Below are 13,178 nucleotides of genomic sequence, written 5' to 3' on the forward strand. Positions count from 1 at the left end.
GCGTCAGCCGCGCCAGTAGAGCACGCAGACCAGCGTGAACAGCCGGCGTGCCGTATCGAAATCGATCTCGATCTTGCCGTTCAGACGGTCCCTCAGCGTCTGCGAGCCCTCATTGTGAATACCGCGCCGACCCATATCGATCGCCTCGATGCGGCTCGGCGAAGCCGACCGGATTGCCTCATAGTAACTTTCGCAGATCAGGAAATAGTCTTTGACGATGCGGCGAAACGGCGTCAGCGACAGGATGTGGGTTGCGACGGCGCCGCCATGCTCTGTCGTGATCGCGAACACCAGCTTGGAATCGACCAGCGAGATGTTCAGGCGATACGGGCCGCCGGAATGACCAACGGGCGTGAAGCTGTTTTCCTCGACAAGATCGAAAATGGCGACGGCGCGCTCGTGCTCGACGTCGGGCGTCGCTCGGCCGATGGTGTCGTCAAGGACGACGTCGCAAAGCCGAAAGTCGCCCGCTGCCATCTGTCACCCTTCCAGATTGAGGCGGATCGCAACCGATCGCGCATGCCCGTTCAGTCCTTCGGACACGGCGAGCGCAATGGCGGCCGGGCCAAGCATGCGGAGCTGTTCAGGACCAAGGCGCAGGATCGAGGTGCGCTTGACGAAATCGAGTACGGAAAGCCCGGAAGAGAACCGCGCCGAGCGGGCCGTCGGCAGGACGTGGTTCGAGCCGCCGACATAGTCGCCGATCACCTCGGGCGTATGGGCGCCGATGAAGATCGCGCCGGCATTGCGGATATGAGGCAAAAGCGCGTCCGGATCGGCAACGGCCAGTTCCAGGTGTTCGGGCGCGATCCGGTTTGCCAGCGGAATGGCGTCCTTGATCGACTTCACGAGAATGACCGCGCCAAAGTCGCGCCAGCTGGCGGCGGCGGCTTCAGCGCGATTGAGCGTCTTGAGCTGCCGCTCGACGGCGGCTTCCACCAGCTTCGCAAACTCGGCATCGTCGGTCGCGAGGATCGCCTGCGCGCTCGCATCATGCTCGGCCTGGGCCAGCAGATCGGCGGCGATCCAGTCCGGATTGTTGTCCTTGTCGGCGATGACGAGCACTTCCGAGGGACCGGCGATCATGTCGATACCGACGGTGCCGAAGACATGCCGCTTGGCGGCGGCGACATAGGCATTGCCGGGACCGGTAATCTTGGCGACGGGCGCGATGGTCGCCGTCCCGTAAGCCAGCGCGGCAATCGCCTGTGCACCGCCGACGCGGTAAATTTCGCTGACGCCCGCGAGCTTGGCCGCGGCAAGCACCGCAGGATTGACGGCGCCGCCTGTTGCGGGAACGGCAATGACGATGCGATCGACGCCTGCGACCTTCGCCGGCACGGCATTCATCAGCACCGAACTCGGATAGCTAGCAGTGCCGCCCGGCACATAAAGGCCGACCGCCTCGATCGCGGTCCAGCGGGAACCGAGGCCTACGCCCATGTCGTCTTCGTAGATATCGTCCTTCGGCAGCTGGCGACGGTGGTGCGATTCAATGCGCACCTGCGCAACCTTCAGCGCGCCGAGGACTTCCGCCGGAACCGCTTCGATGGCGGCGTCAATCTCCGCCTCGCTCACGCGCATCGGCGTCACGGCAAAATCGATGCCGTCGAATTTCTTCGAATACTCGGCAAGCGCCTCGTCACCGCGCGCCCTGACGTCATCGATGATGGCGCGGACCGCCGTGTTCACATCCTCGGAAACTTCGCGCTTGGTCGTCAGAAAGGCTGCAAAGCGCTGCTCGAAACCTTCCGATGCCTGATCCAGCCAGATTGCCAATGCGATATTCCTCTTGATAACAGACGAAGCAGATCTCAAGCGCCGGGATGACGGGGCTTTGATGCGGTTTCCCACGCCCCGCCAATATCCGCAAGCTGAACCTCGATGCATTCGACATCCAGCGCAATGGTCGCCGTGCCGGAGAGCGCCAGTTCAACGGTGCCGTCAGGCCCCTCGCCTTTCTGCTCGAAGCGGACGGCCAGCAACGACAAGACGTCGTCGCGGTTCTGGCGATCGATGCCGGTGGAGCGCACAGCAAGCACGCGTTTGAAGACAACAGCGGCGCGGCGGCGCTCGAAACCCTTGCGCTTCTTGCCGGCTTCCTCCCACGCGAAGCGATTGACCGCGACCGAGAACTGCCCCTCGCGCGGCGACCAGGCGATATCGGCGACCTTGAAGACGCTATCCTGCAAATGCGTGGAGACAACGGCAAGATCTTCGCTATCGAGCGCAACCAGCCTCAGATCAGTCATGCAGGCATTACCCCATCGCCAATGCATCGCCGGAATGGCGATGCGTCAGACAACGGACATAAGGCGCGGCAACGCGATGCGCAACCGGGCTTAAGGGCGAATTTGACGCCCTTTTGGTTACTCGCTGACGCGCTCGACAATGGCGCCGCAGCGGGTGAGCTTTTCTTCCAGCCGTTCGAAGCCGCGATCGAGGTGATAAACGCGGGATACCATCGTCTCGCCTTCGGCGGCAAGGCCGGCAATGACGAGCGAAACAGACGCGCGCAGGTCGGTTGCCATGACGGGCGCACCCTTCAGCCGCGGAACACCTTCGATCTTCGCGGTCTGGCCCGACAGCGAGATCTTGGCGCCGAGGCGCGCCAGTTCCTGCACGTGCATGAAGCGGTTTTCGAAGATCGTCTCGGTAACATGCGAGATGCCGGTCGAGCGCGTCATCAGCGCCATGAACTGCGCCTGCAGGTCGGTCGGGAAGCCCGGGAATGGATCGGTGACGATATCGACCGGTTTGATGCCAGCGCCATTGCGGCGGATGCGCATGCCGTTGTTGGTCGGCGAAATTTCCGCGCCGGCGCGCCGAAGCGTTTCAAGCGCCGTGTCGAGCAGAGCGACATCGGTGTTTTCGAGAACCACGTCACCCCCGGCCATGGCGACGGCCATGGCGTAGGTGCCGGTCTCGATGCGATCCGGAAGGACGCGGTGGCGGGCGCCGGAGAGCGAGGTGACACCTTCGATGGTGATCGTGCTCGTGCCGGCACCCGAAATCTTTGCACCCATGGCGATCAGGCAATTGGCGAGGTCGACGACTTCGGGCTCGCGGGCGGCGTTGCCGATCACGGTCGTGCCGCGGGCAAGCGTTGCAGCCATCATCATCACGTGGGTCGCACCGACCGATACCTTCGGGAAGGTGTAGCGGGCGCCAATCAGGCCGCCTTGCGGGGCCGTCGCATTGATATAGCCGCCGTCGATCTCGAGGTTCGCACCGAGCGCCGTCAGGCCATCAAGGAACAGGTCGACGGGACGCGTGCCGATTGCGCATCCGCCCGGCAGCGAGACGCGGCACTGGCCTTCGCGCGCCAGCAGTGGGCCGATGACCCAGAAAGAGGCGCGCATCTTGGACACCAGCTCATAGGGAGCGGTGGTGTCGACGATGGTGCGGCAGGTGAAGTGGATGGTGCGCGAGTAGGCGTCTTCCTGGCGTTCGCGGCGGCCGTTGACGGCGACGTCGACGCCGTGATTGCCGAGGATGCGCATCAGAAGCTCGACATCGGCCAGATGCGGCACGTTTTCGAGCGTCAGTGTATCGCTGGTGAGCAGCGAGGCGATCATCAGCGGCAGGGCGGCATTCTTGGCGCCGGAAATCGGAATGATGCCGTTAAGCTCATTACCGCCGACAATTCTAATACGATCCATGGGCGCTTACGGGCGATGCCCGCCTTTCTGAAAGGCTGTCTGAAAAAAGATGCGGGTGTTTAGACGAAATTAGCGGGGGCTTCAATTCGCCGTGAACGGAACATTACGATTCGTCCATTTTTGCGGCAGGCAGGCCATCCGTCTCATCTGCCTGCCCCGAACGGCGGGCGCGGGTCTGCTGTTTGCGGCGGGACAGATTTTCGCGAAGTTTTTCGGCAGCACGCTCGCGGCGCAACTCCGCCTGGCGTTCGATCGCCGCCTTCCGGCTCTTCTGGCCTTTTTCGGTGTTCTCGGTCATGCCGCAGCCTTACCCGAATTTGCGCCAATCCAAAAGTGGCCTGACCTCAATCTACACAAAGATGGAAATTGCGGCTTGCGCTTGGCATGAACCTGTGGCAATAGGCCCCCCGTTCACGCAATGCAGCCGCTTCGGTTGCGCGTCTGGTCCTTGCTGCCGTAGCTCAGTGGTAGAGCACACCCTTGGTAAGGGTGAGGTCGGTGGTTCAATCCCACTCGGCAGCACCAGTTTTCCCCGGCGAAATCGACAAAACAGCACTCACGAACCTGAAGATCACGTCGTATAGCTCTCCTCCAGCGACCGCAGACGCTTGCCGTCATGCGTTCTGAGATGGTACTCGACCTCACGCGGCCGACATCAACACTTGACGGGCTGCGGTAGGGGCATTGGGAGCTTCGAAAGCGACTGACACCTGATCACAGGCTGCGTAGCGATCCCATGCCGGTGTAGAAAAGAAGCTGACTGAAAGTCGACCCTATGAGCAATGAAAACGACGATCAGCCATCGAACACCGGATGGGTAGGGAAAGCAATTATTGTTGTGGCCATGGCACTTGCGGTCGTGGTCGCGATCGGAGGCGCGGTGGCGGTCTACAAGGCGACATTTATCCCGTAATCAACAAGCCTGCCGGCCCGGCCGAAAGCGCGACACGACCGGCCTGCGAGATGCCAGCAGAAAGCAATGCCTACTCGACTACGCCTGCGTCTACGATCCGGATTCCGTCTACAACTTCCATTCGGAGTTGAAGGCACCGCAAAGTCGTTGGCCTAACATCCAAATTGATGTGACGACAGGATCAGGCGTCGAAATGCCAATCCTTCGTGGGGCGGGATGACAGATAATCGGACGCATCGAGGTCCTGGATCATCTGCCTAAGGGTTCGGACCGTCTCCTCGAACGTCGCAAGCTTGGCGTCGGTGACATCCACGTTGCTGCCCGTTGCCTCGTCGACTTCGAGCCATCGCTGCTTGCCACGCCGCATGGATACCACCATGGAAACATACTTCTGGCATTCCGCATTCAGCACGTTTTTGAGGTCCTGCATTACCGATCTCCAACGCTGACAAGGGGCGACTGACGTTGAGCTTTTGATGGTTGCACAAAGTGCCGGATTCAGCCAGTTAAAAGTGCAAGCAACAGATCCGCTATCGCCAACGAGAAAATAACGCCTCGCGACGCAAAAAGATCGGAAAGGTGGCCGGAGAATTAGGGCAGACCCGGGCAGCGGTTTTCCCGTTTGCGGACGTCGAAAATATCGCTAAAATACCTTCTGCATGAGGCCTTCTAGAGGAACGCGGAGGCCGATTGCACGTTTTGGCCTAAGCATGGAGGAAAGACGCCGATGGCCGTAGAGAAATGGAATGACCCTATCCACGTGGGGTTCGAAAGCACTGGCGCGCGCACGATCCTCGGGCCCTTGGACGCGCTGAAGTGCTTGGCGGACCTGTGGCCGAACGCCCGCGGACTACGCTACCTGAAGGCAAGAAGCACATGCAGGGCAGCCCTCGATGGTCGCAAGACGGTCGAAGAGGCGCGCGCGGAATTTGTAGCGGCGGCAGAAGAAGCCAAGCTGAAGGTCAATTGAGCAACAGCAGCCGGTGGTCGCCGGCCGATTATCGATAGCCTGTGCCGGAACAGGGCAATAGTTTATTTTTATTTAACCCTCGGCGACGCCAGCTGTTGGGATCGTGGCGAAGTTCATTGCCATTCAGGCACGTCCCTCAATAGAACATCGGCAGCCATCATGATGATGGTCAGAGGCTCGTCACCCTCTGCGAAAGCAGACGAGCCTCGATTGCAATAGCTCGCCCCATCACGCCGGCTCGAGCCGGCGCCCGCGGATCCTTTCAAGAACCTTACGCCCGAGCTTCTGACCCGGTCCCTCGATACGGGTGAAGCCCAGGTATGCCAGCACATAGGCCGTCGGCAAAAGAGCGGCGACAACGATCGCAAATCGTTCCGGTGCGGAAATCCCAGCCCCGAAACGCCTGATGACGAACGCGGCGATCGGCTGCAGCAACAGCAGATGGATCAGGTAAACGCCGAACGAAAGCTCGCCCAGCCAATGGCAGAAGCGATTTCCCATGAGTGACGAAACGCGGTCGCCAAGCTTTCCCATCAGGCCCGGCAGCAGGTGGTAATGCACCAAGGCGAAGAAGCCGACGACGAGAAGCAGCCGGACGCCGATCTTCGTCGTGGTCATATCGCCGCCGATCGGAATCATCACCAGAATGACTGCCAAGAGGCCGTTCATAACGGTTTGCCGCGGCGTCACGAACAACCCATTGGCGATCAGCATGCCGCATAGGAAAACGTGCATCTTCAGTGGCAGGAAAGACGGCATCGGAAAGTCGATATGCGCCGCCTGGATCGCCTTTGCGATTACAAAGCCCACAAGCGCAATCAAGGCGGCGCCCGGCAGCCATCTGGTTTTCCTCAAGAGCAGCATCGCAATCGGAAACACGGCATAGAACTGCATTTCCAGACCGAGGCTCCAATCCGGTAACGCCGTGCGGAACGCGTAAGCGGGATGCAGCCCGAAGAGGAAGCTCAGGTGCATGAGGAGATTACGCAGGCTGTCGTCCAGATAGCGCTCCGGCAATTGCGGGCCATGCGCGAGAAATGTGTCGATGACCATGCGGGCTTGATAGAGCTGCGGGCCTAGAAGCAGCGCCACACACAGCATCACATAATAGAGCGGCGCGATGCGAAAAAAGCGCTTCAACCAGAAGCCGAACCAGGTGGCCGGCTTTTCCCAGCGATTGGCCGTCTCGCGCAGCCGATAGTGAAAGACCATCAGAAAGCCGGACAGCATAATGAAGAGGTCGACGCCCAAATCCGGCGACGAAAGGATCGGAAGGTGCCAGCCCGTCAATTGCAGACTGTGGCCGAGGAGGACCCAGAGCGCGGCTAGCCCGCGCAGCCCGTCTAGGCATCCGATCCGCTTGCTCTCAATGATCATAGGGTATCCTTCTGGTTGAGGCTCAGCTTCGCGGGAAGCTAACGCAATGTGCTGCAATGCACAACGCGCAACCAGAAAAGTTGATCGACGCCCCTTGGGAAGCGCGACCTTGGCTACCTTATTTCACGGATTCCATGACGAATGAGACGATCAACAACGATCGTCGCTCTGCACCTCGAGATAGCCGACGCCGATAATGGTGCCGTCAAACGATCGAATGAACGAGGGAACATAGTGTGTCGCCGGCTCGGTGCAGGACACGGAGCCAGTGTATTCGTTCATTGCCATTTCATCCCGAGGCAGGGCGGAGTAGTCGCTCGTAATCTCGAGCGAAGCCGAAGCTGGGGTGATGAAGGTCCCTATTGCCAGCGCAAATGCCGGCACTCCCAATCGAAGAAGTCTTTGCATGCGCTTCTCCCGTGTTTTGATTACAAGCATTAACTAATGAAAAGCGCTTTTAGTTCCAGTGCCGCCGCTACTACTTTCGCAGAGTTAATTCTTCGTATTTTCGATCAGGCTAAATTGTATGATTTTACATAATGATAGTCGGATGTTTCCGGGCACCCAGCTACATGCTGTATGCGCGCGCAAAAACGGATGACCTTACAGTATTATATTTGGGTAGGCCGCCTAATGCCCGCAGCTGCGGCCCTGGGCATAGCCCCTTGCGAGCAAGGCTCCCGCCAGACCAACGGTCCGTACGACGTAACCCATCTGCCGGACGAATCCTTTGATAGAAAAGCCCGCATCGACTGAGGCCATGCTGGCGCTTTAGTCGGGCCGCACCAATCTATACTCGAAAGAATCTCACCGATGCCGGTGCAAGCTACTTGGCGTCTCGACCTGGCGGGCCATATATACCAACGGCTTGGGTGGGGGTTGCAACGATGAGATGTCTGCTTCCGACAATTCTATCGCTCGTCATGCTATCGAGCTGCACGACGGACAGCTCGAGCGAGGTTCAGCCAATTCCGGGAAGCATCACCTATGGCGGGCAGCCGCGCACGAAGCTGACCAAGTCTCCGCCGGGCAGTGCCATCTACAATTCGTTCTATGACTCCACCGGCAGCAGGGTCAAAGAGACCTATATCCTTCAACCGGATCGCAGCCTGAAGCTCGTGCGACGCGTCATCGTGCCCGATTTCCCCTCACGCGGCGGTTCTTGACACACGCGCCGTTCGAGAACATTCAAGGAACGTCGAACATTTTCGCGGGGCGATTCTCCGCCGAAGCAACCGGACGGCTGAATGTATCTTGAGAAGCTCAACCCTCAGCAGCGCGCGGCCGTCGAATACGGCACGCTCAATGACGGCAGCCACGTTGCCGGCCCGCTGCTGGTGATCGCCGGCGCTGGTTCGGGCAAAACCAACACCCTGGCGCACCGTGTTGCGCACCTGATCGTCAAGGGCGCCGATCCACGCCGTATCCTTCTGATGACGTTCTCCCGGCGCGCGGCCGCCGAGATGGCGCGGCGTGTTGAGCGTATCTGCGCCCAGGTACTCGGCAGCAATTCCGGGATCATGGCGGATGCGCTGGCCTGGAGCGGAACCTTTCACGGGATCGGGGCGCGGCTCCTGCGCGACTACGCCGAGCAGATCGGCATCGACCCCGCCTTCACGATCCATGATCGGGAAGACAGCGCCGACCTGATGAACCTCATCCGGCACGAGCTCGGCTTTTCGAAGATGGAGAGCCGATTTCCGACCAAAGGCACCTGCCTTGCGATTTATTCGCGCGTCGTCAATTCGGAAGGTGAACTTGGTCTCGTTCTGCGCGACGCCTTCCCCTGGTGCTCGGCCTGGGAGCACCAGCTGCGAGACCTCTTCGGCGCCTATGTCGAGGCCAAGCAGAGCCAGAACATTCTGGATTACGATGATCTGCTGCTCTACTGGGCGCAGATGGTCAGCGAACCGATCATCGCGGACGATATCGGCAACCGCTTCGATCATGTCCTTGTCGACGAGTACCAGGATACGAACCGGTTGCAGGCGTCGATCCTGCTCGCATTGAAGCCCGGCGGGCAAGGCCTGACTGTCGTCGGCGACGATGCGCAGTCAATCTATTCCTTCCGCGCCGCCACCGTGCGCAACATCCTCGACTTTCCCGCGGCGTTCAGTCCGTCGGCCAACATCATCACGCTTGATCGCAACTACCGCTCGACGCAGACAATCCTCGCTGCGGCGAACGCCGTGATCGACCTCGCCTCGGAACGCTTCACCAAGAACCTCTGGACCGAGCGCCAGTCGGCTCAGCGTCCGAGGCTCGTCACCGTGCGCGATGAAACCGAACAGGCGCGATATGTCGCCGACAAGGTGCTGGAGAACCGCGAAGAAGGCGTGACGCTCAAGCAGCAGTCGGTGCTCTTCCGCGCCTCGCATCACAGCGGCGCGCTGGAGGTCGAGCTCACCCGCCGCAACATCCCGTTCGTGAAGTTCGGCGGGCTGAAGTTCCTCGACAGCGCCCATGTGAAGGACATGATGGCTGCTCTGCGCTTTGCCCAGAACCCCCGCGATCGCGTCGCCGGCTTCCGGTTGATGCAGTTGCTCCCCGGCGTCGGGCCCTCGACGGCGCAGCGCGTCATCGACCAGATGGCGGCAGATGCGAGCCCGATGCAGGCGCTTGCCGAACTGCCGGCCCCTCCCCGTTCGGGCGAGGATTGGACGGCCTTCGTTGCGATGCTGCAGGAGGTGAAGACCGGAAAGGCCGGCTGGCCAGCGGAGATCGGCCTTGTCCGCGAATGGTATTCGCCGCATCTCGAACGCCTGCACGACGACGCCTCGACCCGCCAGGCCGACCTTTTGCAACTCGAGCAGATTGCCAGCGGCTATCCTTCCCGTGAGCGCTTCCTGACGGAGCTGACGCTCGACCCGCCGGATGCCACCAGCGACCAGGCAGGCGTGCCGCTGCTCGACGAGGATTATCTTATCCTCTCCACGATCCATTCCGCCAAAGGGCAGGAATGGACACGCGTATTCATGTTGAACGTCGTCGATGGCTGCATCCCCTCCGACCTTGCGGTCGGCACGAGCGCCGAGATCGAGGAAGAGCGGCGACTGCTGTATGTCGCGATGACGCGCGCCAAGGACAATCTCGACCTCGTCGTGCCGCAACGCTTCTTCACGCACGGCCAGAACGCGCAAGGCGACCGGCACGTCTACGCATCACGCACGCGCTTCATTCCGGCAACCTTGCTGCAATTCTTCGAGGTGGTCGGCTGGCCGCAATCGAGAGCCGACGGCGGCGCGTCGCACCAGGCGCGGCAAGTGCGTGTCGATGTCGGCGCGCGCATGCGCGGCATGTGGCGCTGAAGCTCAGAGCGCGAGCGGCGGCTCGGCGGGCCGGAAGAAGGCATCGATCGCCGCCTGGTCGACCGCTTCCGGTGTCGCCGGCATCCAGTGTGGGTTGCGATCCTTATCGATGATGGCGGCGCGGATGCCTTCGTAGAAATCCGGGCTTTTCAATATCTGCTGACAGGCGCCGAGCTCGTGGTTCAGGCATTCGGCGATGTTTCTGCTCTGCCTTCCCTGACGCAACAAACGAAGCGCAAGCTTCAGACTGGTCGGGGAGCGCGTCTGAATGACCCGCAGTGTTTCGGCGGCAAATTCGCCGGGCTCCTTCTCGAGCGCATGGATGATTTCCTCGACAGTGCCAAAATGAAAGCAACGTTCGATCAGGTCGCGGTTGCTCTTTATGGCGCTCGTCCCCGGATCGCTGGAAAGGTTCTTCAGCACCGCCTCGACATCGCGCGTCCCTGCGTTTCGGGGCAATTCCGCCAGCGTATCGACGACGTCAGGCAGCCGGAAGGATGCGATGTAATGATCGGCCAGCGCGGCATAGATGATATCAGCCGCGTCGACGGTCAGGCCCGTGAGACCCATCCAGGTGCCGGCTTCGCCGGGTGCGCGCGGCAGCAGCCAGGTTGCCCCCACATCCGGAAAATACCCAATACCCGTTTCCGGCATGGCAAGCTTGGTTCGCTCCGTCACGACGCGGTGGCGGCCATGCGAGCCGAGGCCGACACCTCCGCCCATGGTGATGCCGTCCATCAGCGCCACATAGGGCTTCGGATAGGTGGCAATCCGGTGATTCAGGCGGAATTCTTCGCGCCAGAAGGTCATAGCCAGATCAGTACCGGCCCGGCCGCTTTCATGCAGTGCGCGGATGTCGCCGCCGGCGCAGAATCCGCGGTCCCCTTCCCCCGACGCAATCACGGTGGCGATATTGGCGTCCGCCGCGAAGTCGTCCATTGCAGCGGCAAAGGCGCGGACCATGTCGAGTGTCAGGCTGTTCAGCGCACGCGGTCGATTGAGACGGATGATGCCGGCCGAGGCGCGCCGTTCGACAATCACCTCACTCTGCTGAACCTCGTCCCGCATGCTGACCTCCTCGCTTCCCGTTGCGCGTTGGTATCACGATCCGGGCTCGCCTTGACGAAAACGCCGCTACCAAGCGTCATGCCACCTTAACGCACTCGACGGCATAGTCGATGGCTGGGACTGGGGATGGGCTTTGTTTCTCAGAACGAGGCGGCGAGCGCCCGGTGAAGGCTTTGCAGATCGTCGACGTTGCGGTTCATCAGGAACAGTTCCCAGTCGAGCGCACTCTGCACGATCGTCTCCAGCGAATCGTGCTTCGGCTTCCAATCCAGAACGCGTTGGACAAGGCCTGAGTCCGCGACCACACTTGCCGCATCGCCCGGACGCCGCGGCGATATGTGAACCTTGAAGGAATGCCCGTGCAGGCGTGTGACCATATTGAGCACGTCGAGCACCGAATAGCCGGTGCCATAGCCGCAATTGGCAACCAGTGAGCCGCTGCCATGGCGCAAATGCTGCAGCGCCTTCAGGTGAGCCGCGGTGAGGTCGCTGACGTGGATGTAGTCGCGGACGCCGGTGCCGTCATGGGTCGGATAATCGATGCCGTAAACCTGCACGCCGCTGCGTTTACCAAGAGCCGCCTCGCAGGCGACCTTGATCAGGTGGGTGGCGCCAGATGTCGATTGGCCCGTACGCCCCAGCGCATCGGCGCCGGCGACGTTGAAGTAGCGCAACGCGACATAGTCGAAATCGTAGGCCGCCGCCGCGTCCCGCAACATGAATTCCGTCATCAGCTTCGACTGGCCGTAAGGATTTTCGGGATTGAGCGGCGCCGTCTCCTTGACCGGCTCGGACGTCATCTGCGGACCGTAAACCGCTGCCGTCGAGGAGAAGACGAAATGACGGATGCCCGCATTGATTGCGGCGCTCAATAGCGCCCGCGTCTTGCCGGAATTGTTGTCGTAGTAGGCAAGCGGATCTGAGACGGATACGGGCACGATCGCCGAGCCGGCAAAATGAATGATGGCTTCGATGTCGTTCTCGATGACGATCGTCTTCAGCAACTGGGCATCGGCGACATCACCGAGATAGAAGCGTGCGCGCGGAGCCACCGCCCAGCGAAACCCGGTCGAAAGGTTGTCCAGCACAACGACGTCTTCGCCTGCATCCAGCAATGTCCAGACCATGTGGCTGCCGATGTAGCCCGCCCCGCCCGTGACCAAAATTGCCATATCCCACATCCCCGCTTCATTCACGCGGGGGCATCTGACGCCGTTTTTCCTTTCAGAATCTCCTATCGAATGAGCCCCGAAGGGCTTCCACGCCGGTAAGTTTGACGGCTTGGTTAGGGACGGATTTCGAGCTCTGTTACAATTTTATGGATGTGCCGTTTCGGGGGACTATTTTCGGAATCCGACGCTCTCGATCAACCGGATGTTGCTGCGGAACAGACAAAGTACCATCGGGGCGCCGGTCGCCTAAGCGGCGATGTGAACGCCGTTGGCGACAACCAACCTTCCAAGTTTCAATCGCGTCGAATGAATGCCGTCAGATCTTCCCAGAGAATGGCTATCCCAACGGCGAACAAACCGATGGGAACGAGGAAATACAGAGTTCTGACGGGATCAACGGTGAAAAACAGCAGATACAGAAGGCCGTAGATCCCGGCGAGTACCAAAACCGTCCCCAGAACGAGGGAAATTATCTTCTTGACCAAGATGCACCCCCTAAACCTCTAAGGGAATTGCTACACCAAACATGTCCAAGCTGTATAGCCGGTATGCTGGCTGTCTGGGGTCCGAAGGCTGAACGAGGCGACGGGTCTTGGGTAGGGCGCTGTCTTCGGGCTCCCGGCGCTCCGAGCGTCCACGATCGTCCACCCGTTGCAAAATTTACCGTAACGTACTTACGCGAACGCGAAAAGAATGGCCCGATCCACC

The 13,178-nt window shown here is 60.5% G+C and carries 15 protein-coding genes and 1 tRNA gene; 5 read left to right on the plus strand and 11 right to left on the minus strand.

The genetic code is table 11. The annotated features are described in order from the left end of the window. Positions 1-3: 3 nt before the first annotated feature. The 5 genes from FHT77_RS04190 to FHT77_RS04210 form a co-directional block, all read right to left on the minus strand. The gene (locus FHT77_RS04190) at positions 4-477 is read right to left on the minus strand and encodes a UPF0262 family protein (RefSeq protein ID WP_183752752.1); all 474 of its coding nucleotides are present in this window, start codon (positions 475-477) and stop codon (positions 4-6) included. A gap of 3 nt (positions 478-480) precedes the next feature. Then, positions 481-1,779 (minus strand): histidinol dehydrogenase, encoded by a 1,299-nt coding sequence (gene hisD, locus FHT77_RS04195; protein ID WP_183752754.1) that lies wholly within the window; start codon positions 1,777-1,779, stop codon positions 481-483. Positions 1,780-1,814: 35 nt separating this feature from the next. Then, complete coding sequence (locus FHT77_RS04200) at positions 1,815-2,252, minus strand: DUF2948 family protein (protein WP_183752756.1); 438 nt, start codon at positions 2,250-2,252, stop codon at positions 1,815-1,817. 117 nt (positions 2,253-2,369) lie between these two features. After that, a complete protein-coding gene (gene murA, locus FHT77_RS04205; protein ID WP_016552705.1) occupies positions 2,370-3,662 on the minus strand; it encodes a UDP-N-acetylglucosamine 1-carboxyvinyltransferase in 1,293 nt (430 codons plus the stop codon). A gap of 103 nt (positions 3,663-3,765) precedes the next feature. Next, positions 3,766-3,960, minus strand: a complete 195-nt coding sequence (locus FHT77_RS04210; protein ID WP_016552704.1) for a hypothetical protein — start codon at positions 3,958-3,960, stop codon at positions 3,766-3,768. Positions 3,961-4,112: 152 nt separating this feature from the next. Here FHT77_RS04210 and FHT77_RS04215 point away from each other — a divergent pair. Together FHT77_RS04215 and FHT77_RS04220 are read left to right on the plus strand one after the other, a co-directional pair. Next, positions 4,113-4,187 (plus strand) — tRNA-Thr (locus FHT77_RS04215). Positions 4,188-4,437: 250 nt separating this feature from the next. Next, positions 4,438-4,575: a hypothetical protein gene (locus FHT77_RS04220; RefSeq protein WP_183752758.1), complete on the plus strand. Its 138-nt coding sequence runs from the start codon at positions 4,438-4,440 to the stop codon at positions 4,573-4,575. A 181-nt stretch (positions 4,576-4,756) separates the two neighbouring features. Here FHT77_RS04220 and FHT77_RS04225 read toward each other — a convergent pair whose 3' ends face one another. Continuing rightward, positions 4,757-5,005 (minus strand): hypothetical protein, encoded by a 249-nt coding sequence (locus FHT77_RS04225; RefSeq protein ID WP_016552701.1) that lies wholly within the window; start codon positions 5,003-5,005, stop codon positions 4,757-4,759. Between the two features lie 297 nt (positions 5,006-5,302). Here FHT77_RS04225 and FHT77_RS04230 point away from each other — a divergent pair, with 297 nt between their 5' ends. Next, complete coding sequence (locus FHT77_RS04230) at positions 5,303-5,545, plus strand: DUF982 domain-containing protein (RefSeq protein ID WP_183752760.1); 243 nt, start codon at positions 5,303-5,305, stop codon at positions 5,543-5,545. Between the two features lie 228 nt (positions 5,546-5,773). Here the strand turns inward: FHT77_RS04230 and FHT77_RS04235 are convergent, their stop codons facing one another. Further along, on the minus strand, positions 5,774-6,922 hold the full coding sequence (locus FHT77_RS04235) for an acyltransferase (RefSeq protein ID WP_183752762.1): 1,149 nt from the start codon (positions 6,920-6,922) through the stop codon (positions 5,774-5,776). Between the two features lie 150 nt (positions 6,923-7,072). Further along, positions 7,073-7,330 (minus strand): hypothetical protein, encoded by a 258-nt coding sequence (locus FHT77_RS04240; protein ID WP_183752764.1) that lies wholly within the window; start codon positions 7,328-7,330, stop codon positions 7,073-7,075. Positions 7,331-7,809: 479 nt separating this feature from the next. Between FHT77_RS04240 and FHT77_RS04245 the strand changes: the two genes are divergently transcribed. Next, positions 7,810-8,088 (plus strand): hypothetical protein, encoded by a 279-nt coding sequence (locus tag FHT77_RS04245; RefSeq protein WP_016552697.1) that lies wholly within the window; start codon positions 7,810-7,812, stop codon positions 8,086-8,088. Between the two features lie 81 nt (positions 8,089-8,169). Next, positions 8,170-10,230 (plus strand): ATP-dependent helicase, encoded by a 2,061-nt coding sequence (locus tag FHT77_RS04250; protein ID WP_183752766.1) that lies wholly within the window; start codon positions 8,170-8,172, stop codon positions 10,228-10,230. Positions 10,231-10,233: 3 nt separating this feature from the next. On the opposite strand, the gene FHT77_RS04255 is transcribed toward FHT77_RS04250, so the two are convergent. From FHT77_RS04255 to FHT77_RS04265, 3 genes are all read right to left on the minus strand, one after another. Continuing rightward, positions 10,234-11,298: an enoyl-CoA hydratase/isomerase family protein gene (locus FHT77_RS04255; RefSeq protein WP_183752768.1), complete on the minus strand. Its 1,065-nt coding sequence runs from the start codon at positions 11,296-11,298 to the stop codon at positions 10,234-10,236. A 140-nt stretch (positions 11,299-11,438) separates the two neighbouring features. Further along, complete coding sequence (gene galE, locus FHT77_RS04260; RefSeq protein WP_183752770.1) at positions 11,439-12,470, minus strand: UDP-glucose 4-epimerase GalE; 1,032 nt, start codon at positions 12,468-12,470, stop codon at positions 11,439-11,441. Between the two features lie 293 nt (positions 12,471-12,763). Continuing rightward, the gene (locus FHT77_RS04265) at positions 12,764-12,955 is read right to left on the minus strand and encodes a hypothetical protein (protein ID WP_183752772.1); all 192 of its coding nucleotides are present in this window, start codon (positions 12,953-12,955) and stop codon (positions 12,764-12,766) included. Positions 12,956-13,178: the final 223 nt, after the last annotated feature.

This window comes from Rhizobium sp. BK181, from assembly GCF_014193305.1.
GTDB lineage: Bacteria > Pseudomonadota > Alphaproteobacteria > Rhizobiales > Rhizobiaceae > Rhizobium.